Below are 23760 nucleotides of genomic sequence, written 5' to 3' on the forward strand. Positions count from 1 at the left end.
CCACTAGTTACCGCCCCCTCTGAATGTGAACGATCGCTGCCCAAACCTAAACTGGAATTTGGGGATCCCCTTCAGGTAGTAATTTATCCTACCCTTCCAACTGGATGGCCCTGTAAGCGCCCCGCCTGCACTGCGGATGGAGTTTTCGCAGTACGGGCATACATTTCGGCTTGCGCCGCCATCCCAAAGGGTCCAGCCATTGTCGTTGATGTGTTGCATGGCGTTAGTTTCAGCATGCAACTCGGGGTCATTCTTAGCTGCCACCTCACCAGGTTGCAGGGAAGCCGCCTGTGTATCGGTCAGACCATCTCCACTTGCCGCAACAACGTCGACCGGCTTCCCTTCACCCGCATCTGCCCGAACGACAGCGACCGTCTGATTCTTATAAGGGCGCCCTCCATCCTTCGTTCCGTCGTGGATTACCCCGCGAATCTGTTCCGCCCGATCAGTGAACTCGCAGTTATGGACCAGTACGGGCGTACTGCCAGCCTCCACATAGTACGTGTGGAGGTCACCAATGGTGAGGTCGTAGGTGGTGGAATCGGCATGGTGGAGCCGGATTTCCTTGACGGTGGCGGCGCCGTCGGGGGTCTGGAGGATGTCGCCAGGCTTGAGGTCCTGAGCATCAACGAAGGCGTGCTGAGTCTGATCGTAGAAAGGGTGGTGATAGGTAGTGGTGAGCGTGGAGTTCTGGACGTCCGGTCCGGAATCCGCCCCTTCAGTCATGGTTGCGGCGGCGGGAAGTTCGGCGGCCTGTGCCTGCTGGAGCGGCGCGGCCGCCCAGAGGGTGAGCGCTGCGACGCCTGCGGCAAGGCCGAGTAGGGTCTTCGCCCCGCGCCCAGGCGTCTTTGACTGTGCGGCAGGGGCGATGGCGAGGTCGACGAAGTCGTGGTCGGTGGTGGTGACGATGACATCGGTGACCGTGTGGATCTCGGTGTTCTTCTTGTCGGGGACGGCGTTGGTGATCTGGTCGCCGGTTTTGATCTGGTCGATGTGCTTGGTGGTGCCGTCGGCCATCAGGACGGGGGTGGAGCCGGTGAAGCTGTGCGGGGCACCGCCGCATCCCTTGCTCTTGCCCTTGCCGCTGCCGCCGAAGAGGCCGCCGCCGATACCGCCGCTGATGGCTCCGTCGACCGCGCCGTTGACGCCGGCGCTCGCCGCACCGGACCAGGAGCAGTTGTTGCCGCAGGTCAGGCCGTAGCCGGCAGCGCTGCTCGCCGCACTGCTTGCACCGCCGATCGCCGCGCCCTCGATGGCGTTGGTGGCGAAGGCGGGCAGGAGGTCGCCGAGCGCGGTACTGGCGAGCTTGCCGCCGAAGGCGCCGCCCAGGGCTCCTCCGACCGCTCCGCCGACGGTGCCGACCGCGATAGCCGTTCCGAACGCTCCGGCTGAGCAGGCACCCTGCTTGCCCTCGTGGCACTTGAAGGCCTGGTCCACGGCTGCGCCAGCTGCGCCAGCGAGGGCGCCGCAGGCTGCGGCGCCAGCCACCGCGCCAGCTCCGGCGGTCGGAATACCGACTGCGGCCTCGCAGCCGATGAAGACCGCGGCCGAGGCGACGAAGGAGGTGATCGCCGCCGCGTGCTGCTTGACGACGGAGGCGGCCTTCGCAGCGGTCTTGGCCACTGCGTGGCCGACTGCCTTCGTCACGGCAACCGCCTTGCCGACGGTGTGCGCGACGTGCTTCGCCTTGGTTGCGGCTGCGTGGTAGGCGGTGCGGACGATGGCGACCGACCTTTTGATGACCTTTCTGACGGTCCGCACGGTGTTGCGATAGGTGCGTCTTGCCGCTCGGTAGACGCGGCGGCCGGAGTCGACGATCTTGGTGACGACGGTGCTGACTGTCCGCTGGACGGTGAGCACGACCTCGGTGGCGATCTGCTCGACGTAGTGGTAGGCCTGGGCCGCCTTCTGCTCCGCCCACTCGGCGGCGGCGCTCACGTAGGCGCTGCCGGCATCCCAGGCGGAGGAGACGGTGGAGGCGACGGAGCTGGCCGCACTCTTGACTCCGCAGACCACGTCGTACCAGGAGCAGTGGCCGGAGGGGTCGGTGCCGGCGAGCGGGTTGTCGTTGACGTAGGCGAACGGGTTGGCGGAGACCGAGGTGGGTGCCGGGTTGAGCGAGACGGTGTCCTTGTTGAGGAACTGCCCGTTCGCCGGGTTGTACCAGCGCGAGCCCATGTTGACCTTGTCGGTCGTCGCATCGGTCCAGCCGGACTGGAAGCCGAGCTGGCCGATCAGGCCGGAGGTCGCGGTGACCCCTCCGAGCGGGTCGTAGCTGCGGGAGCCGGTCAGTGTGGTGGAGCCGGTGGCGAACTGGCCGACGAGGTCGTCGTGCTGGTCGGTGAGTGCGAGGCGGCCGGTGGATGCGGCGCCGCCAGGGGTGTTGGTCCCGATCAGGCCGGAGCCCGGGTCCCAGGTGTAGGTGTTGGAGCCGTCGGAGGCGACCTGGTTGGAGCCGCCGGTGTACTGGAAGGTCCGGGTGCCGCTGACCTGGTTAGCCGCGGTGATGACGCGGCCGGAGGCGTCGAGGTTGTAGGTCTGCTGGCCGGCCACGATCTGCTGGCCGTAGGCGTCGGAGGCGTAGACAGCGGGTGTGCCGCCGACTCGGTCCTCGGTCATGGTGCCGCGCGCGGAGTAGCGGTAGGTGTGCTGGCCGTCGGAGGTCAGCTGGTCGCGTTCGTCGTAGGTGAAGACGTTGGAGCCGACCTGGGTGCGGTTGCCGGAGGCGTCGTAGGAGTAGGCGGTGGTGGCGGTGCCGTTGTTCCACGAGGTGAGGCGGTTCGCGAGGTCGTAGCTATAGGTGTGGGCAGCTGCTCCGACGACGCCGGTGGTGGTCTTGGAGGTGAGGTTGCTGTTGGCGTCGTAGCCGTAGGCCATCGACGCCAGCGTCGTCGAGCCGGAGGTCAGGGTGTCGGTGGCGAGGCGGTGGCGGACGTCGTAGGTGAAGGTCCGGCTCTGGCCGCTCGCGCCGTAGTTGACGGTGGCGGGCTGGGAGAGCGCGTTGTAGGTGTAGGTGAGGGTGTTGCCGGTGGCGGGGTCGGCGAGGGTGGCGAGGCGGCCGGCGTTGTCGTAGGTGTAGGAGGTGGTGCCGGCGGCGTCGGTGCGGGAGGAGAGCAGCCCGTCCTTGCCGTAACCGAAGGAGCTGGACCCTGCCGAGCCGGTGGCCGTCAGGACGTGTCCGCGGTCGTCGTAGCCGAAGGCCTCACTGGTGGCGCTCTGGTACCCGCTCTGGCCGACGGTGCCGGCGGTGGCGGTGGCGGCGGTGAGGACCTGGCCGAGGGTGTCGTAGGTGAAGTTCCGGGTGGCGGTGGCGGCTTCGGCGCCGCTGCCGGACTGCGAGGCGAGGTTTCCGGAGAGGTCGTAGGACATCGAGTTCACGACGCCGCCGGGCTGGGTCACCTGGGTGAGCTGGCCGAGCTGGTCGTAGACGTAGCTGGTGGTGCGGTCGGCGGCGGAGGTGTAGGTGCCGGCGGCCGGTGCGAGGACGCTCTCCTGTTTGCCCCAGCTGTTGTAGCTGTACTTCCAGGAGTTGCCGCGTCCGTCGGTGAAGCGGGTGCGGTGTCCGCCGGCGTCGTAGCCGAAGGAGGTGGTGATGGAGGCGGTGGCGGACACCGGCTGGACCTCGTTGGTCATCACCCCGGTGGCGTCGTAGGTGAAGGTGGAGGTGCTGCCGCGGTTGTCGGTAGTCGAGAGGGTGTTACCGACGCCGTCGTAGGTCTTGGACGTGGTGGTGAGCAGGAAGGGGAAGGGGCCCTTGGTGTACTGCTTGGTGGACAGCGGCAGGCCCTGTGCGTTGTAGGCCACCCTGGACGAGGTGCCGTCCGCGTTGGTGGTCTTCTGCACCCGCCCGGCGAAGTCGTAGGCGTAGCTGGTGGTGTTGCCGGCAGGGTCGGTGGTCGAGGTGACGTCGCCGGCGCGGTTGTAGGCGTAGGAGGTGGTGCGGCCCTCGGCGGAGGTGGTGGAGGTGAGGAAGGTGCCGTAGGGGTTGCCCGTGCTCACGTCGTAGGAGGATGTGCTGGTGATGGTCTGGGCGGTGGGGTAGCGCTCCAGGGTGGTGGAGGTGAGCTGCCGGCCGAGCCAGTCGTAGGTGGCCTGGCGGACGGCACCGGAGGCGTCGGTGACGGAGAGCCGGTCGCCGTTGACGTCGTAGGTGTAGTGGGTCTTCCTGCCGTCGGGGGTCGTCTCCTGGGCGAGCTGGCCGAGCTGGTCGAAGAGGTAGTTGCTGGACCTGCCGTCGGGGCGGGTCGCGGTGACGACGTCGCCGAGGGCGTCGTAGGTGGTCGTGGTGGTGGCGGTGATCGGGGTGCTGGCACCCGGCGGGAGGTAGGAGGGGTCGGTGGTGGAGGTTTCCTCACCGTTGGCGTCGTAGGTGTGGGTGACCTGGTTGCCGTTGGGGTCGAGCTCTTCCACCTCCTCGCCGAAGGTGTTGAAGCCCGAGGTGGTGGTCGGGTGGGCCATGACGGGGGCGCCGCCGCCGATCTCGACGGACACTGCCGGCCCGGAGGTGACGGTGCGGTTGCCGGCCTCGTCGTAGGCGTAGGTGCTGGTGCTGCCGTTGGCGTCGGTGGCGGAGTTCGCGAGGCCGCGCTGGTCGTAGGTGTAGCTGGTCGTCTGCTCGCCGGAGGAGCCGGCTGTTCCGCCGGTGCGGCCGTTGCTGAAGAGCGTGGCGGCCTCGGCGGCGCTGACGGCGCGGGGGTAGGCCTGGACGTTGGAGATGGCTCCGTTGTGGGTGGTGCCCCACAGGCGGTTGCCGGCGGTGAGGACCGCGTTGCCGATGGCCAGCGGCCCGGTGGCGTTCCACGGCGTGGTGTTGGTGGCGGTGGCGGCCTGCGTGCCGTTGACGTAGAGCGTCATGGTGCCGGCGGAGGCGTCGAAGACGCCGACCAGGTGGGTCCAGGTACCGGTGGTTGCCGGACCGGAGGCGGCCGCCGCCGCGAAGGTCACGCCCGTGGTGGCGTCCGCGCTGGGTGAGACGAAGGCCCAGCTGTTGAAGGCCTTGGAGTACTGGAGGAAGAACGCCTCGGTGTTGGTGCCGCCCTGGGCCACGATCGTGTGGTCGGCGGAGGTGTCGGCGAGGTTGGCCCAGGCCGAGACCGTGTAGGAGGAGGCGGTGTTCAGCACCGGGCCGTTGGTGGCGATCCAGCCGTTCGCGCCGGCCAGGTTGGCGGCGCCGTTCGCCCACGTCACCGGGTTGGTCACGGCGGCGGTGGTGCCGGTGCCGGAGCTGTCGGTGACCGTGGAGCCGGAAGTCTGGTCCAGCTTCCACCAGCCGACGGGGTGTCCGGAGGAGTCGCCGTGCAGGGTCTGGGTGAGGGCGCGGCCGGCGGTGTCGTAGGTGGCGGAGGTGGTGCGGTCGAAGCCCGAGGAGTCGTGCTGGTTGGAGGTGGCGACCAGGTCGTCGGGGGTGAAGGAGACGCTGGTGACCCGGTTGACGCCGGCGGGGTCCAGGGTGGTCGTGGTGGTGCGTGAGGCGGCGTCGACCTGGTACTGCGTGACGGTCGCGCCGTTGCCGGTGGTCCGCTGGACGAGGTTGGCCGCCGCGTCGTAGACGTTGGCCTGCTCCACGTAGCTGTGGGTGCCGGCGGCATCAGTCCTGGTGATGGTCGCGGTCAGGCCGTCGTCGGTGTACGTGTAGGCGGTGGTGTTGCCCATGGCGTCGGTGATCGACGCGAGGCGCCCGGCCGGGTCGTAGGCCCGGGAGGACTCGACCAGGGTGGTGGCGGGTGTGGGGTTGGTCGGGTCCCCGGTGTAGTTGAGCAGGCTCTGGGTGAGCAGCTGGCCGTTGGAGTCGTAGCCGTAGGCGAGGACGGCGCCGGCGGGGTTGGTCTCCCGGGTCAGGTTGCCGCTGCTGTCGTACGTCATGGAGGTGGTGGCGCCGTTGGCTGCGCCGGCGTTGCCGTTGGCGTCGGTGCGGCTGGCGACCTGGTCGTACTGGTTGTAGGTGGTGGTGCGGGTGCGCGGGGCGTCGCCACCGGTGGTGTCGGCGACGGTCTGGGAGGTGATGTTGCCGTCGTTGTCGAAGACGGTGGAGGCGACGGAGGTGTGGATGGCGCCGGTGACCCGGTCGGTGATCGGCGGGTTGCTCTCCTGGACGACCTGGCCCATGGCGTCGTAGACGTAGGAGGTCGTCAGCCCTGTGGGGTAGCTGTCGGAGATGACGGTCTTGGTGAGCGGGCGCCCTTGGCCGTCGTAGGTGTAGGTGGTCTTCAGGCCGGAGGCCATGGTGGTGGAGGCGACGTCGCCGTTGTGGAGGTAGGCGATGGTGCTGACCGCGCCGCCGGGCGAGGTGACCTTCACGGGCAGGCCCGCGGGGGTGTTGCCGCTGTCGGCGGCGGGGTAGGTGGCGCTGCCGTCGCTGAAGGTGGTGGCGGAGATCCGGCCGGTCGGGAAGCCTGCCACGGGCGGACCGGTGGTGGTGGTCCTGTTGCCGGCGGCGTCGTAGGTGTAGCTGGTGAGGTAGGTGTTGTCGGTGGCGGAAGCCGAGCGGCCGTCGCGGACGGTCAGCAGCACGTCGTTGCGCGGGTCGGCTGTGGTGAGGGGCGCGGTGGTGGCGTCCGGGTAGTAGGTGAAGTACTTGGTGGCGCAGGTTCCGGCGGCCTGGTTCTGGCAGGCGGTGGTGGAGACGGTGTTGCCGCGCACGTCGTGACCGGTGGTCGTGACGTCCCCGTTGGGGTCGGTGACGGTGTGCAGGAAGCCGCCGGTGTCGTAGCCGTAGGTCGTCTTGTTACCTGCGCCGTCGACCTCGGCGATCTGCCGGTAGCCGGCGTTGGGGTCGTACTGGTGGGTGAGGGTCTTGCCGCTGGGTTCGGTGACCGTCACCGTCTCCGTCGGGGTGAGGCCGGTGGAGTTGCGGGCGCTCTGGAAGTGCGACTCGGCGTCGGCGGCGGAGAGCTCGGAGCGGTAGAAGGACACGTCGGCGATCGAGCCGGGGAAGTAGCCGAGTTCGTTGGTGGGGGCGTTGGGCCAGCTGAAGCTCTCGCCCGCCCCGATGTAGACGTAGTCGGAGGGTGAGGCGGTGCGGGTGCCCAGCGTCGTGCCGGTCAGTGCACCGTCCAGGTAGAGGGACTGGGAGGTCGCCGAGGCGGACAGGACGGCGTGGTGCCACTTGCCGTCGTTGACGGCGCCGGGGCTGACGATCTGCCAGGCCGTCGTCCACTGGTCCCAGAACTTGCCGTGCAGTTTGCCGTCGGTTCCGACGTAGAGGGCGGGCACCCAGCTGTTGCTGCGGGGGGCGCCGCCGGTGAGGGAGGCACCCGCGTAGTCGAAGAGCACGCCGCCGGCCGTGCTGCCGGCCGGCATGCTGAACCACATCTCGACGGAGTTCGCTCCGGTGCCGACCGTGTCGGTGGCGGGCAGCCGGACGTAGGAGGAGGCGCCGTCGAACTTCGCGGCCGTGCTGTCGGCGAAGGGCCCGGTGGTTGCGAGGGTCACGGCGTTGTAGGTGCCGGTACCGTACTTGACCTCGTCGTAGGCGGTGCCGGCGCCAGCGGTGTCGCCCAGGCGCCAGTAGCCGGCCGGGGCCGCGCCCATCACCGCCGAGCGGTAGACCTGGCTGGAGCCGGTGACGGCCGGCTTGCCGATCTGCCAGAGGCCGCCGTTCTCGTCGGTCACCTGGGAGACCTGGGCGGTGTTGGTGTCGTAGGTGACTGCGGCGAACTGCTTGCCCGAGGGCCGGGTGATGCCGTTGAGCAGGCTTCCGCTCTGCTTTCCGGCCGCGTACAGGGCTGTGACCTGGGCGGCCGTGAGCCCTGTCGGGAAGGCCGCCGCCTGCGCGATGGTGCCGTTGAAGTAGGTGGCGTAGCCGGTGTTGCCGGTGGTGGAGTAGTGCGCCTGGTCCGGCCAGGTGCCGCCCAGGAAGCCGGCGCCGATGTAGGTGTGGCCCTGCAGGGCGCTGGTGTAGCCGCCGCTGCGGGAGATCATGCCGTTGCGGGAGCCGACGGCGTTGCCGTCCAGGTAGAGGGTCTGGGTGGATCCGGCGCCGGCCAGGACCACCTGGTGCCAGGCGCCGTTGTTGACGGGGGCCGAGATGATGGGGGCGACGCCGCTGGAGTTCCAGAACTCGGCGTTCAGGCGGCCGTGCGCGTCGAGATAGATCGAGGGCGTGTACTGGCTGGCGCTGGTTCCGGCGCTGAGCGGCAGGGTGGAGTAGGAGAACAGGACGCCGGGGGTGGTGGCGGTGGTCTGGAACCACATCGACATCGTGTACTGGGAGGCGCTGCTGGCCAGGCTCTTGGGTATCTCCACGTAGGAGGACGTGCCGTTGAAGCCGGCGCCGGTGGCGGTGCTTGCCGAGAGCGGCCCGGGCTGGCCGAGGGTCACGTTGGTGTAGGTGGCCTTGTCGGCGCCCTCGTTGGTGTTCACCGCGCTTGCCGCGGTGGTGGCACCCGTGGCCTCGGAGAACGGCCAGAGGGAGGAGGCGCCCTCGTCGAGTGCCTGGGTCTGGAACTGCGAGCCTGGGGTGTAGCTGTACTGGCTGCAGGTGGTGGTGTCGGTCGGTGAGCAGAGCTTGGTCAGCTGGTCGCCGGTGTAGGTGTAGTTCCAGTTCAGTGCGGTGGCCCAGTTGCTGCCCTGGACGGGGTCGGTGTAGGCGTGGACGAGGTGGGGATTGGTGGCGCCGGCAGGGGTGGACCAGTCGAAGTGCAGGGAGCGGCCCGAGACTGCCGAGGCGATGCCGGTGACCTGGCCGGCCGTCCAGTAGAAGTAGATCGTCCGCGCGTTGGAGTCGGCGATGGAGTAGATGCCGTACGCGCCGGTGCCCAGGCTCTGGGTGAAGGTGTGGACGGTGGCGTTCTTGTCGGTCAGCGTGTATCCGCCGGTGACGGCGCGCAGGGAGGCGAATCTGCCCGAGGGCGGGGAGAAGCTGCCGTCGTCGTTCTTGCCGAAGCCGACCTGCGAGCCGTCCGGGTAGGTCACCACGACACCCACGAGCGTGCCCGCGGCGTCGCGCTGCTCGGTGGCGCGGGCGTCCAGGACGCTCGACCAGCCGGTGCCGAACGCACCGGTGGTGCGCGAGTCACGCGAGTTGTAGTCGCGCACCACCTCCAGGGCCGGTCCGGCGCCGGTCACCTGGGCATCGGTGACGGACTTCGTGAAGTTGCCGATCGCGGGGTTGAAACCGCGCGCGTCGCCGTTCTGCGAGAGCGAGGAGGTGAGGACGGGCTGCGGCACCTGGACGCTCAGCGAGGACCACGGGGCCGGCGGGGAGTACTGGGTGCCGTTGTGGGCCTGCACCGTCCAGTAGTAGGTCTGCCCCCACTTGAGTTTGCCCGCCGGCACGCTCCAGCTGCCGCCGGTGACCAGGCCGGAGTCGACGACCTGGGTGTTGGTGGTGTCGTAGACCTGGAACTCGTACTTCAGTGAGCTGCTGGACACCTGCGCGTCGTCGGCGAACGCCTGCAGCTCCGGGGTGAGGGTGCTGGCGACTCCGCCGTTGGCCGGGAAGGTCGCCTCCACCTGCGGGGGGACGTTCCCGCTGTAGTCGTAGACGACGTAGGGCTCGGCACCCGGGTCGGCCATCGAGCCGAACTGCTTCCAGTGCGAGCTGTCGTTGGTCGGGGCGTAGATGGCCAGGCCGTAGTCCGGCGTCGTGCCGTTGGCCCAGTTCTGCACGGCGTTGTTGTCGAGCGAGACGACCACCCAGTCGCCGCCGGTGGAGCTGCCCGAGGTGTTCGCGCAGGCATGGGGGACGTTCGGGGTGAGGGTGCCGATCTGCGCGCCGTGCGACGGCCCGGGGTAGGTGGTGACGCTGCTGGGCGCCCACGGCTCGGTGACCTGGGCGACGGAGAACGACTGCGGGGTGCAGGTGGAGGCCCAGATGTCGTACAGCCACAGGTGCGCGGAGACCAGGCCTACGCCCGAGCCGTCGAAGGTGTGGTACCAGTCCTGCGCGAAGGAGTTCGCCGAGTGTGTGCCGGAGTCCCAGGAGCCGACCTTGATGGTCTGCTCCATCGAGTGGTCGACCTGCGGGATGTCGGCGCCGGTCTCCGCGTAGGTGGTGTTGACCCGGTCCCACATGGACGGGTCGACCGTCACCGGGAAGACGCGGGCGCTGTCGTGCAGCCAGCCGGCGTCCAGCGTCATCTTCAGCGCCGGCTTCCCGGCGTCGGTGACCAGCTCGTACGTCACCGCGTGGGTGGTGCCCCGCTCCCCCGAGACCGGTGCGATCTTCGAGTCGAACGCGTAGGCCGCCGGTATCTCCTCCAGCGTCTTGCCCGTCGCGTCCTGCAGGTCCACCCCGCCCGCGGCGTTGAGCTTGGGGGTCAGGCCGGTGAGATCGAGGGGGAACACCCAGGAGTTCGCGGCCTGGGCCGAGTGCAGGACGACGGACTCCTTCACCCCCGAGGTGATCGGGGCCACCGTCAGGTCCGTGTCGGGCAGGATCGAGCTGTAGGTCACCGTCGAGCCCGCCGCGGTGCCCTGAACCGGTGCCGCGCCCTTGAGGGTGTAGGCGAGCTTGTGGGCGGGGTCGACGCCGAACGAGGCCAGGGCGGCGTCCGCGGCCTGGGGGGCGAAGTCGACGGTGAGGCTGTTGGCGCTCTCGTGCCAGCGCCCGTCACCACCCTTGCCGACCTTCGTGTCGACCTTCTGCCAGGTCCCCGCGGCGTCCTGGAAGTTGATCTTCCCTTGGGCGACCTTGCGGCTGAACGAGCCGTCGGCGTTGTCGAAGTAGTCGGTGGTCGCGTTCGACTTGGCGGCGTTGCGCTTGCTGGTCGCCGGGTCGAAGCCCTTGGTGGTGCGGCTCACCCCCGGCTTGACGGTACGGGCGAAGGGCTTGGCCTCGTCAAGCTCGCCCTTGCCCTTGCCCGCCTTGCCGCCCGCTCCCCCGCCCGCCCTGGTGCGGTCCGCCGACACGGCGTGCCCACGGCCGGCCGCCGAACCCGACGACTGCTGGGGAACCTCGCCCCAGGACGGGGTGTCGTCTCCGAACCAGGTCAGGAGGTCGTGGAAGGAACCGAGTGAGAAGGCGGGCAGCGTGGAACCGTCCGCCATCGCCTCACTCGTCGTCAGGACCAGCCCCATCGTCGTGACGGTGAGCAGTGCGAGCGCTCGCAGCACACGACGGCGCAGGGCGCGCCGACGGCGGGGTGAGCGGGCAGGACGCGCAGGCATGGGGGACCCCAGTCAAGATCAGCAAGTGCAACTCGCGAATCACACCGGGTTACCGAAGAGTCACCTAGAGCCCGGGGGAAGTCTTTGCCTAAAATGATCAAAAGTTTGCTGAAATGGCCGTGACCTGCACGGATAAGGTGCACCTAAATGCGACTTGCCCTGCTTGGCTAGGCCTTGCCCTCATCCAGCACGATCTTCGCCACAGAACCCCGCACGTCCGCCGACGGCGCGACTGCTGTCACGTTGGACGCCGACGCCCCCTCGCCGACGACGACGAACCGCACCTTCGGGTTGGCTTCCGCGATCGCCCGCAAGGCCTGCCCCGGCAGGTCACCGGCCGCCAGCACCATGGAGCACTTGCGCTGCACCAACGTGTTCGCGTAGGACTGCGCGTTGGCCACCGTGCCCGGCCCCATCACCGGCAGGAACGACACCTGGGCCCTCGTCGCGGCCGATGCGTCCTGCATCCCGCCCCACACCCTGGCCGCCTGAGCGCCGGCCACGCCCTGCTCGTCCGTCAACAGACACACCCGCACGTCGGTGTACTCCCGCGCCCGCACCGGCAACCGCTCCGGCTCGCGCCCAGGCACCAACACCGCCAGCACCACCGCCACGGCCAGCAAGCCCACACCCGTACCGGCCACCCACCACACCCGACGACGATCCATGCCCGCTCCTCACGATCGGACCGACGCGCGCCGGCCCTCTGAAGCCGCGAGCATAAGCGTCAGCCACGACGCTCCTCCGCAACGGGGGGACGGTCCCGCAGCCGCCACAGGCCCACCGGATGCCGCGCCTGCGACCGCACGCTCCGCCGCGGACCCTCGTCGCCCGTCACGGTGAAGGCGTCCAGCGCCTTGCTCCGGTCATGGTGATTCCGGTACAGGCCGACCCTCCCGCCACGTCATCGATGCCCACCGTCGGCGGGCTGCCAGGCCTCCCGTCAGCAGACCGGGACACGGCGCAGCTTGCGCCGGATGTCAGACTTCGGCAGCGGTACCTTGACGCCCCCGGCAGCGGGCGCACCGGGCCGCCGGCTCGCTCTGCCCGCGCCTGCGCGGACGGGGCCGGGGCCCGGTCACACCTGCTGCAGGTAGGCCTTCATGACGGTGTGGGCGGCCTGTTCGGGGGTGTCGTGCAGGATCGGCTCGTGGGTGGCGGGGTCGCCGAGGAAGTAGCCCTCGTACACCGCCACCCACAGGGCGGAACCGACGACGCCGCGCTCGACCCAGCCCACCGTGTGGCCTTCCGCCGTCACCAGCCACACAGCGGGCTGCACGGTCCAGCCGAGCGGTTGCCAGTAGTCGCCGAAGATGGCCGGGTCGAGCGGGCGGTGGGCGTCGTTGTCGAGCATGCCGCGCAGGATCGGGTCGCGGGGGACCGTCACCAGGCCGGGCTCGGTCGCGCGTGGGCCGATCCAGCCGGAGGTCCGCGGCGCCGAGCGCGCGGCATCGGGCGTTCGCGCGGCGGTGGCCGGCGGCACGGCGCGAGCGATCCGAAGGGCGTCCAGGGCTTCGCTGCGGTCGCGGTGGATGCGGGGCCGATCGAGGCCTGCGAGCAGCGGCTCGGCCCGGCCGTCGGCCAGGTGCAACACCGCGATCCAGCCGCCCCGGCCCCACGGCCCGTCACCGAGCGGCGCGGCCCAGCCGACCCGCACGCCGCGGTGGTGCAGTTGGTGGACGCCGGCGGCCTGCGGCGTGGACCACGAGGATGTCGTCCAGCTGGGCCGAAGGTGAGCGCGAGGTCGTCGGTGCGGTCCGGAGCGCCGAAAACGGCGCACCGGGTCGGAGGTGGCGCGCAGCACCGCGTCGGGCTGGGTCGTGAACAGGCGGCTGCCGACGGTGCTGCCACCCGATGCCTCGATCCGGTGCAACAGCTGCGCGCAGGAGATCCCTGCCGTCGGCAGGACGATCGCGGCCAGCCAACCGATCGGGCCAGGCTGTGCCGATCCCGGTCAGGCCGGCCGCCGCGTACGGCACGTTGACGACCCACCAGATCACCGCGACGACCGCCAGCACCGCCCTGCCGCCGGTGAAGCGGCGGGCGTTCACCGGCGGGCGTCCTGGAGCTGGGGCCGAGGGCGGCTGCGGCCAAGGCCTGGACGGCCGGCGCCCAGCGGGCGATCAGGTCCATCACGTCGGGGAGCTCAGCGGCGTAAGCGGCGAGGGTGGTGCCGTCTTGGTTGCCATACAGGTCGATCGCGAAGCGGGGTACCGTCACATTGCGGTGATACACCGTCATCTCGAGAGGAAGCTCGGCTCCGGTCCACCGTCCGCCCACCTGCGTACGCGAGCTGGTCCACGGATCGAACCCGGCCTTCTTCAACATGGCGACCCAGTCGCCGCTGCCGTCGTCCGGGACGGGGTCCTTGGCGAGGGCCATCAACCTTTGAAGACGTGCTCTAGTTGAAGGCCGTCGGGCTGCATCGGCTGGATTGGAGGACGGCCCTGGGCGATTCGGTCGCGGGCTCGCCGGCTACGGTGCTGGCCCGGTGTGTTGTCACCGGTGCCGATCCGCACACGTGCCTGTCCAACCTCGCGCAGGCTCGGCTCGTCAGGCCGTGCAGGCCACCGTGGAGCGGGAGCACTCGTAGGCCTGACCCGGGCGCAGCAGCTCAACCTGCCGGTCGGCTTCCCTCACCGGGCCCACAGGGAAGTCGTCCGCTGGCCGGTCCGCGACCTCGACGTAGATGTTCCCGGCAGCCGCTCGAGCGGCCGCTCGACATCAGGAGGGTGCCGGCTCGCGCCGGCCAGGGCACTGCGGTCGCCACCGACGTCTCTGACGTCCCCGTCGTCCAAGGACCTCAGCGTCATCGGCTCGCCGGTCCGGCGGGTCCGCTGGGCCGTCCGTGCGGGCGGCCCGTCCGGGTCACCCGTGGGCCGCCCTCGGTTCGCTGTCGGAGGGCGCTGCGCCGAAGGCGCCGAGGAAGTGGGCCTGCAGCACGCCGTACTCGGACTGCAGGGGACGCGGGAACTCCACCGTGAACCGTCCGCCCTGCACGGTCCCCTGGGCCGTCACCCGGTCTCCGATCGGATCGACGGCGCCGTCGGGGTCGGACTCCTGGGCGACCACGACGATCGCGCCGTCCTGGGCGCCGCTGCCGTCGTCGAGGTGCTCGACCGTCCCGGCGGCCCAGCTCAGGCCCGCCTCGGTGAGGCGGGTGAGCGTTGCCCGGCCCGCGCCGACGCTCACGGCGGCGCCGCCGGTGAGGGTGCGGGAGCCGCAGTCGGTGGGGAAGGGCCGCGCGGCCCAGCCCTCGACGCTGACCTGGTTGTCCCGTGCCCACAGGGATTCGAGCTCCTGGTCGCTCTGCCCCGGGAAGCCGGCCAGTGCCTCGTCGAGGATCCGGACCGGTAGGCTGCTGCCGCCGGGGACGCGCAGCCACCGGTGGTCGAGGTAGACCCGGTGGAGGCGGTGAGTCTGGTGCACGGCCGCCTGGACGAGGGTGGACGCCTCGTAGGGGTTGGCGAGTCGGACCTCGGCGGCCACCCGGGTGGACGGCGAGGCGGTGGCGGAGACGAAGCGGGTGTAGTTGGACCGCGCCTCGTTGTTGTAGATGTTGGTCTCGACGACGCCGGCGACGGTCGGGTCCTGGTAGAGCCGGATGCGCACGACGATGCAGTAGTGGCCTCCGGTGTCGGTCGGGGTCCATCCGGCGGTGAATTCCCGCACCTCGCCGGGCTTGATGTCGTGGGTGTCGCTGCCGAGCGGCACCATGGGCCCGTCGCCGGTGGTGAACTCGACGGCGAAGAAGTCGACGACGACGCCCTTGCAGAGCAGGTCGCCGCCGTTGCGGATCTTCGCCACGACGGTGTTCGGGTTGCCGATCCACGGCACGTTGAACCACCGTGCGGGGTCGGCCTTGGACCTGGCGTTGCGTACCTCGATGTCGGGGCTCTGCCAGGCCGGGCCGCCGGTCCACGGCCGGATGCCCGGGTCGGGCCGGCCGTCGGAGCCGTACTCGACGGTGACGACCGCGTTGTCGGCCGCCGTCGAGGCGACCTTGACGCGCAGGGACTTCTGCGTCGCCGGGTCCTTGTCCTCGTAGTCGGCGGGGGTGTCGAGGATCGGGCCGTCGCCGTCGTCGTCGTTGTGGACGAACATCACCGGCGGGCGCGCGTTCGGGGTGACGAAGGCGTCCGAGGTGACGTCGGTGATGACCACCCTGCGGTCGGTCGGCAGGGTGTCGCCGATCTGGGTGCCCTGGCGGGCGCGGTACTCGACGTAGGTGTTCCAGCCGTCGGCGAGGCGGATCTCGATGCCGCGCTTGCGGCCCGGCGGCGGGCTGCCCAGCTCGGCGGCGTGCAGGGTGACGGACTCGTTGACGCTGCCCGTCCCGCTGAAGTTGTAGAGCTTGAGGTCGGCCGCCCCGACCCAGCCCTGCCGCATCCGGTTGGAGAGCGAGTAGTGCGGCAGCGTGTCCCGGCTGCCGGCCATCATGTCCCAGCCCATGGTGAGCCGGCCGGTGACGTCCGGGGTGTAGGACGGGAAGTTGTACAGGTCGGGCAGGCCGAGGGTGTGCCCGATCTCGTGGGAGAGCGTGGTGTGCAGTTGGCGGCCGTCCTGGGTGGCGAAGTCGGGCGGGGCGAAGACGAAGCCGAACTGCGCCTGGTCGGTGGCCGCGTTGGTGCCGGCCAGGTAGGGCAGTGCCGACTGGGCGTGCGGCCAGACGAAGCGCCTGTCGCCGACGCCGGGCGCGTCGGGGGAGAACGGCACCATCAGCAGCACGTCGATGTTCCGGTAGTCGGCGGTGGTGAGCAGCCCGTCGGTGATGGTGCGGGTGACGATCGTCTGCACGGTCGCACCGAGCGAGGACCAGCGGGTGTCGACCACCGTGCCGGCCGCGTCCTTCCCCTGCCCGAAGTACGTCGTCCAGCCGTTGGGCAGCCGCACCGGGCCGTAGACCCGGTTGTTGTACACCTGGAGGGTGAGACCCTGGCCGGTGGCCGCGTTCCAGCCGGACAGCTCCTCGTAGTAGAGGCGGGCCGAACGGGTGCTTCCGTTGAACGGGACCCCGTCCTGGACCTCGTCGAGGACGGCCTTCCGTGCTGCGGCGAGGTCGGCGGCGGGGGTCGGATACGCTCCGTCGGCCGTGTCCACGAGCAGGACGAGCGTGCGCCACCGCCCGTTGTGCGCCTGGGTGCCCAGGTTCTGCGGTGCGCTGGGGCCGCCGCCCCAGTCCCCGGCAGGTGCCGGGCTGCTGTCGCCCTGCAGCATCTGCGACGGTCCGTGATCGGGGTCGTGCCAGTGGTCCGTGACCTCGAAGCGGGCCCGGTCGAGCTCCTGGCCGGTGGCGGCCTCGGTCATCGCGACCTCGAAGCTGCCGAGCAGTCCGCCCGCGACCAGCAGCGCGACCCGGTGGCCGCCCGGACCGGGGACGGCGGAGGTGTGCGAGACCAGGGCGGCGTCCGGGTCGCCGATCACGGTGAAGGACACGTCGTCGTCGGTGAGTGCCGTGCCCGTCAGGTCGTACTGCAGCGGCACCCAGGAGCCGACGAAGAGCGGTTCGGCGGGCGGCACCAGCCGGGGGCGCATTGGCAGGTCGTCGAGGTCGTCGGTGAGGGCGAGCCCGCGGGTGGTGAGGATGAGGAAGGTGCCGTCGTCGAGGGCGTGCGCCTCCACGATGGGGCCGTCGAGTTCGGCGAGGTCGGTGGCGCGGGTGGTCAGGCTGCCGTCGGCGAAGCGGAGGACGGACAGCCGGTCGGCGGACGGATGCGCCGTCAGCAGCAGCTCGCGGTCCTGGCTGACCGTCAGGTGTCCGGTGGGGAGCAGGCCAGCGGCCACGCCCTGGGTGCTGCCGGTGGTCACCTTGAGCAGGCGCCCCTCGCCCGCCGTCGTCGCCGCCACCCAGACGTCCTGGGCGCGGGCGGTGACGCCGGTCAGGCCGGTCAGCGTGACCAGGTCGCGAACCTGGCCGTCGGCGAGGCGCACGGCGACGACCTGGGACGGCGCGTCGTCGACCACGAGCGCGTGGCCGCGGCCGGTCGTCGGTCGGGAGGCGGCCAGCTGGCCGAGCGGGTGGCCGGGGAGCCCGACAGTGTGCGGGCCCGCGCCGGGGTCGGCGGCGGCGACGGCGAGGACGGGCCCGTCGCGGAGCGCGACCAGGACCTCGGTGCGGTCGCCGCTCAGCGCCACGCCGCCGGGCGGTCCGGCGAGGTCGAGGTGTCGGGTGAGCCGGCCCGAGGGCCGGTCCCAGGACGAGAGGCCGGGGTGCTGTCCGGCCTCCACGATCCAGACCAGGCCACGGTCGACGTCCTCCGCCGCCGCGACCGCCTCGTCCAGCGAGGCACCGTGCGTGATCATTGCCGCTCCTCCGGGTCGTACTGCCACTGGGCGGGCCACGACGGGCCGGTAGCGCATGAGGAGGACAGCCGGAGCACACGACGCGGTGTCATCGGGCGCCGTCCCCGTGGCACTCAAGCCCTGTTTCCAGCACAGCACATTCACCCGGACGGCGCATCCGGCCGCCTGGGCCTTCGGCCGCCGGGTTCCTGACGGACCGCCAGTCGACGACCGGCGTCGGTGACGCTGTGTTCATCCGGCCGGTGGCGGCGGGGTGCCCGGGTCGTGACCGTCGGTATGCAGGGGCCGGCCCGGTCACCGACCGGCGGGAGGCCTGCCCGCAGTCGGTCGCGGCGCCGGGTGAGCGAGGCGGTCTCGGCGGTGTTGCCGGCCAGCTCGATGGCCCTGTTGTAGGCCTCGCGCGACTGCTGACCGCGGCCCAGTCGGCGCAGCAGGTCGGCGCGGGTCGCGTGGCAGGCGTGGCAGGCGTGGTAGTCGGCCGGCGTGGTGCCGAGGCGGTCGACGGCTGTCAGGGCCACCTCGGGGCCGTCGAGTTCTGCGATCGCGACGGCCCAGTTGAGGGCGACGACCGGCGAGGGGTCGAGGCGGACGAGCTGGTCGTAGAGCGACGACCTGGGACCAGTGGGTGTCGTCCGCGTGGCGGGCGGAGGTGTGCACGGCGTTGACCGCCGCGAGGATCCGGTAGCGGCCGGGAGGCGCGCCGGTGGCCAGTCGCTCGCGGACCAGCCGGTGACCCTCGGCGATCATCGCCGTGTCCCAGGCCCCGCGGTCCTGTTCACCGAGGGCGACCAGTTCGCCGTTCGGTGAGCGCCGGGCGGTGCGGCGGGCCTCGGTGAGGAGCATCGAGGCCCGCCGCCCGGTCGCCTCGCCGTCCTGCGGCACGAGGGCGCGAACCAGGCGGGTGAGCCGGATCGCCTCGGGTGAGGCAGTGCCGTACGGGGTCGGCGTCGGGGCCGGTCGCCAGGTAGCCCTCGTTGAGACGCTGTGTTCAAACCGTTCCCGCAGGTCAGCGCCCTGCGGGCCGGACAGGACTGGAGTGGCGTTCGGCCGAGCGTCACCGTGACGCCAAAGCGAACGGGTGGCGCGTGTCAGCATGCCACCCGTAGATCGTGACCCTGTTGGTTGTGTGGGTAGTGCTCGTGAGATCAGGGTTCCCGTCGTCTGAGGGCTCTCCTCCTACCTCCCCTGCTCCCCCCGCCCGGGCCCCTACCGCCGCGACCGGACAGGCCGGTACACCGTTGGTACACCAGCGGTGTACGATCGTGGTATGGCTGATGCGACGATCAAGGTCTCCCCGGATACGCGTGACCGGCTGGCGGCCCTTGCGGCGGCCAGCGGCACCACGATCGGCGCCCAGGTGGCTCTGCTGGTGGAGCAGCAGCCCACCGCGGAGCAGATCGCCGAGCGCGTTGCCGAGGGCCGCCGGCTGCTGCGGGAGCACTTCGGGATGACCCTCACCGACACGGAGCTGGACCAGGGCCCTGACCTGCTGAAGCGGGTCTACGGCATCGCCGCGGAGGACGCGCGCGCCAAGGTCGCCCCGAGGCGCAGCGCGTGATCATTCTGGATTCCAGTGCCCTGTCTGCGCTGGCCGCCGGTCACCCGCGTCTGCACCGGATCGTGGATGCTGCTCTGCACAGCCCGTTCCAGCATCTGCTGGTGCCGGTGCTGTGCCTGGTCGAGGCCGAGATCAAGGACGAGGGTGCCGCGCACGCGGTCCTGGCGCTGCCCTCCTTGGAGTTCGAGCCGCTGGACGCGAGTACCGCCGTGATGGTGGCGACGATGGTCCGCGACGGGTTCGGGGGCCAGGACGTGGCGCACGCGATCACCACGAGCCTGCCCACCCCCGTGCGTCCGCAGCAGCACCTGATTCTGACGGCCCGTCCCGAGCTTTATCCGCCCGGGATCGTCACCGTCGACATCGACGACCCCCGCCTGGAGGCGTAGGTACCGCTGTCGGGGGGCGAGCTTGCCCCTGGGCGAGGGCGTGTGCATCTTGTGGGGCTCGGAAAGTCATCGCCGCTGGTCAAGCTACGTATCGGTACTCGTTGATGACACCGCCGAGAACGCGGGTGCGCAGGAGTCTGCGGCCCTCGAGGTCGTCCACGGCAGTGGTCTGCTCGTGGGCGTCGGGTGGTAGCTGGTTGCGGGCGGCCCGTTCTCATGCCTGAGCACGAGCAACTCTGCGTCCTTGGCGGTGTCGCGGCGAAGCAGCAGCTTGGGGAAGGACAGCAGCTTGCGCGCCACCTTGTACAGCATCGAAACGATCACGCGAAGATGATGCCAACCGGGATCGTCACACTCATTTCACCTGCGGCGATGACTTTCCGAGCCCGACAGGGTCGCGTTGCGGTGGAGGCCACGCTCGGCGCTCAGGTGGTGGTTGCGCTCCGTCCGGACTCGTCGGGGCCGCCGTGCCAGGACAGCGCGGCGTGGGAGCGGGCGTTCTCGATCACCAGTCTGCGTTCCTGGCGGCGGGCCTCATGCAGCGCCCGCAGGCGGTTCAGCCGGTCCAAGGGGCCCAGCGCGCTCGCGGCAGCGAATGCGCTCTCCACGCCGTCGTAGGAGAAGGCGGAGGTGGCGTCCGGGCCACCGGGCGCACCGGTGACACCGCCGGAGAGGGCGGGCAGGGAGGGCAGGGAGGGGTGCTCCAGGGTGGCCGCCGCCCGGCGGTCGGCGGATTGCGGGGAAGACAGTGGGGCGGGCAGGTCGTGCCGGACGGTCAGCACCTGGTCCAGGCCCGCCAGGTCAAGTCGGGTCAGCAGCCCGTCGGACGGACGGACCAACAGCACGGCCCCGCCCAGGTCACCAGCCGCACGATGGGCGTGCAGCAGGGCGTTGAGCCCCGAGGAATCGCAGAATCGCAGTTCGGCGCAGTCGACGAAGAGGCGTGGGCGGCCTGCCGCCAGGCAGCGGCGCAGGGTCCGTTCCAGTACGGGGACGCTGTCCTGGTCGAGGTCGCCACGCAGACGCACCCAGGTGGAGGAGTTGTCCAGGTGCTCGGCGTCGGCGTGAAGCACGTCGTGGTCCCTTCGGTCAGGTCGGGCCGACCCGGTGCGGTCGAGGCGGCCAGGTCGCCCCACGCGTTCGCGGCAGGTGGGTCGCCGGGCCGGAGCGGGGGCGTACACGTGCCTGCGGCGGGAATTGCGGGGTCTGCGGTGAGCGTCTGCCGCTCACCGCGGGCCGGTTCTGGAAGCCAGGCTGATGTGTCTAGGTGTCGGCGGTCGGCTCGGGGTCGCCGGCGTCGTGGCGTAGTTGTTCGTTGATGCGCAGGGCTTCTTCGAGTTGGTCTTCGAGGATGACGATGCGGCAGGCGGCCTCGACGGGGGTGCCCTGGTCGACGAGGTCGCGGGCGCGCATCGCGATCCGTAGTTGGTAGCGGGAGAAGCGGCGGTGGCCGCCCTCCGAGCGGAGCGGGGTGATGAGGCCCTGTTCGCCGAGGGCGCGCAGGAAGCCGGCGGTGGTGCCGGTCATCTCGGCGGCGCGGCCCATGGTGTAGGCGGGGTAGTCGTCGTCGTCGAAGGAGTCGGAGCCGGGGGTGGGGGTGTGGGGCAGGATGATTGCCGTGGTCACTGCACCTCTTCTGTGTGGGGTCGGGGACGCGTGGAGGGGCCCCGGTGCCGTGGCGGCTCCGGGGCCCCGAAGGGATACATCACCATCTGCCGGCCTCGGGCCGGCTTTTTTCAGTTCCGCACTGCCCCGGGGGAAGGGGCGTGCGGGGATCGCGTATGCGTGACCGGAAACCACCGTCCTTCGTAGCTGGGGGGTCTGCGGTGTCCGCCCGGACGAACTTGCCTCACGGGCCGGGCGATCCTGATGGTGCTCTGTCCCCTCCGTTCATCCTCTGTGGGTACTTGCCTGCGTACTGCGTACTGCCTGGTACTGCTCGGTCCTGCTGGTTCTTCTCAACACGGGTACTGCTCAGTACTGCTGAACTGCGAACTGCCTGGTACCGCTGTGGCGGCCTCGAAGGGTCACCGTGTCCGGCAGCCAGCCCCGTCGCCCGTCCTGCACTTTCCCTGGCTTGGAACCCCACTGCCTGGACCTCCCGGCACGCGCGCCCGCAGCCTGGGCGCCTTCACCGGGATACCGCGTACTGCGACTGCCAACCTCAACTTCGACCTGCGGGGTACTGCTCCTTGTGCCGCGGTACCGCTGGTGGTGGCCCCTGATACCTGCGGGCCACCCGGCCCGGCCGCCAGTCCCGTCGCCGTCCTGCAACCGCTCTGGCTCCGGAACTCTGCCGCCGCACCGTCTGTCACTGCTTTACGCCCACCTGCCCGGCGTCTGTCCTGCGTACTGCTCACCCGCGAACTGCAACCTTGCTGCGGTACCGCTCGGTGGCGGCCCCTGATACCTGCGGGCCACCCGGCCCGGCCGCCGGTCCCGTCGCCGAACTGCACCAACCCTGGCTTCGGAACCCCGCAACCGTGCTGACCTGCGAACTCTGTCCTGCTGCCCGCCAGTTCATGTCTGGCGGGTACCGCTTGACTGCTTGCTACGAGAGAAACACTAACCACGACACGTGGCAATGTCTACTCCAGCCAACACAGATTTTTAGCTGTTCGAAGGGCAGGTAGTCTTCGGCCCGAACAGCGACCGGCCGGCACCGCAACACCGACGAACGGGAGGACCGACAGGTGGAAGGGCAACAGTCGCCACCAGGAGCGCGCGCACCCGCCCCGCATCCCCCGCGCACCCGGGCGTCCCTGCTGGCCGCCCTCACCGAAGCCGTCCACGACCGCGACGAACACGTCCTACGCCGGCTCCTCGCCCGCTTCGCCGAACAAGCCACCCTCACCGACCTGCCCGCCCTACGGCACGCCCTCGATCCCCAACACCACCAGCACGACCGGCCACCGGCGCCCCGATAGCCGCGCCGCGACCCCGGTGGGGAAGCACAGGTCAGGAGCCGTCTCCCGCCCCACGCAAGCACGGCGCGACGCGCGCCCGGGCGGCGGCCGGCGCGGGCGGTGCGGCTGGGGCAGGCCGCTTCGAGGACCAGTTCGGACCCGCCGGTCCTACCGCGGCCCGCGTCCGCCCCGGTTCCTCCGCACCCGCGAGCAGGCGAAAGTGAAGGCGCGGCCCGGGACCAGGAGTTGGGGTGAGGCAGCAGCACCGGGTGCTCCGGGCGGGGCCGCCGGTCAGCCGCTCACCCGCCGCGAAGGAGCGGTGGCAGAGGATCGGGCGGCAGGCCGGCGTGCACGGGCGCCCTGCTCGCGCACGTGGGCGCAGACCTCGGCCGTCCGACGCCGCAGCACTCCGAGCGCCAACGCCGGCGACTCGGCGCCGTCGGGCCCGTCGTCGAGCCACTCGTCCGGCTTGTCCCACATGTCCTGTGCCATGCCGCACCTCTGCCCCACCCCGGCACCGTCCGCGCCCCGTCAGGAAGCAGGCCCGAGGCCAGAGCCAACGCCCGCAGGTCCCGACGCACCAGAACTCCGGGAGCACGCTCGACCCGGCCGAGAGCGGCTCGCCACCTCTCGTGGAGAACGCATCGCAACTGGCACCCCGGTCGGCGGCGAACAGCGCCGAACTCGTCCGCCTGCCGTCGTGGTCCGCCGACGAGCCGACGCACCCACAGGTCCTGCGCCGGCGCGGAGCCGCCGGTTGTGCGCGGCCGTCGTTCGCGTCCATGGCCGGCAACGACACGAACCGGCACGACACATCCGGGCGGTCACCGCCCCCGCCGGGACCGCCGTCAGACGTCGGAGTAGCGCAGGTCCCCGACCGTCCAGCTGCTGACGTCCTCGATGGCGATCCGGTACATACCTCCGCCATGGGGCAGCGCGAAGTCGCCCTGCAGGATCCTCGCCCGATGAAGATGCAGGTGCGTGGGCCGCTCCGGTAGGCCGGCAGGGGGCAGGGCGAAGAGGGCGGCGAACGGCTTCAGGTGCTCCGACGCCTCCAGGACCTCCGCCACCCGCTCCCACCACAGGGCCACCGGCGCGAGCCTGCCCGTGATCACCGCACCGGGGACCACCACCGTCAACGACATCTGGTTGCTGTGCTCGGACTCCACCATCGCGGCGATGTCGACGAGCAGCCCGTCAGGGTTCGACATGACCCACAGACTAGGACACAACGGCCGCGGCCCGACACCCACCCCAGGACCCCCGCGCCACGCGAACCTCAGCCGCAAGGGCGTGCGCGTGCGGGCACCACTCGGCGCCGACCGCCGAACGCGCCGACCGGCCGCGGCGTTGCAGAGCGATCAGGCGCACCAGCGGGTGTCGGAGAGGCTCGCCGAGGCGGTGCGGCAGCTGCTGGGCCGCGAGATCGTCCCGGGCGGAAGCCGGAACAGCGGGGGCGTTCTGTTCGACGGCGAACACCGGATCGACTCCGGTG

The 23760-nt window shown here is 70.7% G+C and carries 13 protein-coding genes and 1 pseudogene; 3 read left to right on the forward strand and 11 right to left on the reverse strand.

Annotated elements, in window-relative coordinates; translation table 11 throughout:
- Window positions 1–3: 3 nt before the first annotated feature.
- The 6 genes and pseudogenes from J2S46_RS39905 to J2S46_RS39930 form a co-directional block, all read right to left on the reverse strand.
- The gene (locus tag J2S46_RS39905; RefSeq protein ID WP_191293351.1) at window positions 4–11109 is read right to left on the reverse strand and encodes a LamG-like jellyroll fold domain-containing protein; all 11106 of its coding nucleotides are present in this window, start codon (window positions 11107–11109) and stop codon (window positions 4–6) included.
- A 167-nt stretch (window positions 11110–11276) separates the two neighbouring features.
- Window positions 11277–11777, reverse strand: coding sequence for a type 1 periplasmic-binding domain-containing protein (locus tag J2S46_RS39910; protein ID WP_191293350.1), 501 nt, complete (start codon window positions 11775–11777; stop codon window positions 11277–11279).
- A gap of 410 nt (window positions 11778–12187) precedes the next feature.
- A complete protein-coding gene (locus tag J2S46_RS39915) occupies window positions 12188–12766 on the reverse strand; it encodes a hypothetical protein (RefSeq protein ID WP_307353087.1) in 579 nt (192 codons plus the stop codon).
- A gap of 1211 nt (window positions 12767–13977) precedes the next feature.
- Window positions 13978–17412 (reverse strand): hypothetical protein, encoded by a 3435-nt coding sequence (locus J2S46_RS39920; protein WP_191293348.1) that lies wholly within the window; start codon window positions 17410–17412, stop codon window positions 13978–13980.
- A 140-nt stretch (window positions 17413–17552) separates the two neighbouring features.
- Window positions 17553–17930 (reverse strand): hypothetical protein, encoded by a 378-nt coding sequence (locus J2S46_RS39925; protein ID WP_229913238.1) that lies wholly within the window; start codon window positions 17928–17930, stop codon window positions 17553–17555.
- A gap of 256 nt (window positions 17931–18186) precedes the next feature.
- A pseudogene (locus J2S46_RS39930) lies at window positions 18187–18507 on the reverse strand (DUF6596 domain-containing protein); the annotation flags it as partial.
- A 172-nt stretch (window positions 18508–18679) separates the two neighbouring features.
- On the opposite strand from J2S46_RS39930, the gene J2S46_RS39935 reads away from it, so the two are divergent.
- Entirely contained in the window at window positions 18680–18970 is a 291-nt protein-coding gene (locus J2S46_RS39935) for a hypothetical protein (RefSeq protein WP_191293347.1), read from the forward strand.
- A complete protein-coding gene (locus J2S46_RS39940; protein WP_191293346.1) occupies window positions 18967–19359 on the forward strand; it encodes a PIN domain-containing protein in 393 nt (130 codons plus the stop codon). The genes J2S46_RS39935 and J2S46_RS39940 overlap by 4 nt, the downstream gene beginning before the upstream one ends.
- An 84-nt stretch (window positions 19360–19443) precedes the next feature.
- Here the strand turns inward: J2S46_RS39940 and J2S46_RS39945 are convergent, their stop codons facing one another.
- The 3 genes from J2S46_RS39945 to J2S46_RS39955 form a co-directional block, all read right to left on the reverse strand.
- Window positions 19444–19683 (reverse strand): hypothetical protein, encoded by a 240-nt coding sequence (locus J2S46_RS39945; RefSeq protein WP_229913237.1) that lies wholly within the window; start codon window positions 19681–19683, stop codon window positions 19444–19446.
- 101 nt (window positions 19684–19784) lie between these two features.
- Window positions 19785–20432: an STAS domain-containing protein gene (locus J2S46_RS39950; protein ID WP_191293345.1), complete on the reverse strand. Its 648-nt coding sequence runs from the start codon at window positions 20430–20432 to the stop codon at window positions 19785–19787.
- A gap of 190 nt (window positions 20433–20622) precedes the next feature.
- Window positions 20623–20985, reverse strand: a complete 363-nt coding sequence (locus tag J2S46_RS39955) for a helix-turn-helix domain-containing protein (RefSeq protein WP_370882348.1) — start codon at window positions 20983–20985, stop codon at window positions 20623–20625.
- Window positions 20986–22052: 1067 nt separating this feature from the next.
- Between J2S46_RS39955 and J2S46_RS39960 the strand changes: the two genes are divergently transcribed.
- Window positions 22053–22286, forward strand: coding sequence for a hypothetical protein (locus J2S46_RS39960; RefSeq protein WP_191293344.1), 234 nt, complete (start codon window positions 22053–22055; stop codon window positions 22284–22286).
- Between the two features lie 270 nt (window positions 22287–22556).
- Here J2S46_RS39960 and J2S46_RS39965 read toward each other — a convergent pair whose 3' ends face one another.
- The gene (locus J2S46_RS39965) at window positions 22557–22757 is read right to left on the reverse strand and encodes a hypothetical protein (protein ID WP_191293343.1); all 201 of its coding nucleotides are present in this window, start codon (window positions 22755–22757) and stop codon (window positions 22557–22559) included.
- 356 nt (window positions 22758–23113) lie between these two features.
- On the reverse strand, window positions 23114–23476 hold the full coding sequence (locus J2S46_RS39970) for a GvpU-like protein (protein ID WP_191293342.1): 363 nt from the start codon (window positions 23474–23476) through the stop codon (window positions 23114–23116).
- Window positions 23477–23760 lie beyond the last annotated feature (284 nt).

The sequence above is a fragment of the Kitasatospora herbaricolor genome, assembly GCF_030813695.1.
Classification (GTDB): domain Bacteria; phylum Actinomycetota; class Actinomycetes; order Streptomycetales; family Streptomycetaceae; genus Kitasatospora; species Kitasatospora herbaricolor.

What these genes read in the sequence shown, in the direction of transcription:
- J2S46_RS39965 (WP_191293343.1), bottom strand. Translation starts at nt 22,757, where the DNA reads ATGGCACAGGACATGTGGGACAAGCCGGACGAGTGGCTCGACGACGGG.
- J2S46_RS39970 (WP_191293342.1), bottom strand. Translation starts at nt 23,476, where the DNA reads ATGTCGAACCCTGACGGGCTGCTCGTCGACATCGCCGCGATGGTGGAG.
- J2S46_RS39905 (WP_191293351.1), bottom strand. Translation starts at nt 11,109, where the DNA reads ATGCCTGCGCGTCCTGCCCGCTCACCCCGCCGTCGGCGCGCCCTGCGC.
- J2S46_RS39910 (WP_191293350.1), bottom strand. Translation starts at nt 11,777, where the DNA reads ATGGATCGTCGTCGGGTGTGGTGGGTGGCCGGTACGGGTGTGGGCTTG.
- J2S46_RS39935 (WP_191293347.1), top strand. Translation starts at nt 18,680, where the DNA reads ATGGCTGATGCGACGATCAAGGTCTCCCCGGATACGCGTGACCGGCTG.
- J2S46_RS39920 (WP_191293348.1), bottom strand. Translation starts at nt 17,412, where the DNA reads ATGATCACGCACGGTGCCTCGCTGGACGAGGCGGTCGCGGCGGCGGAG.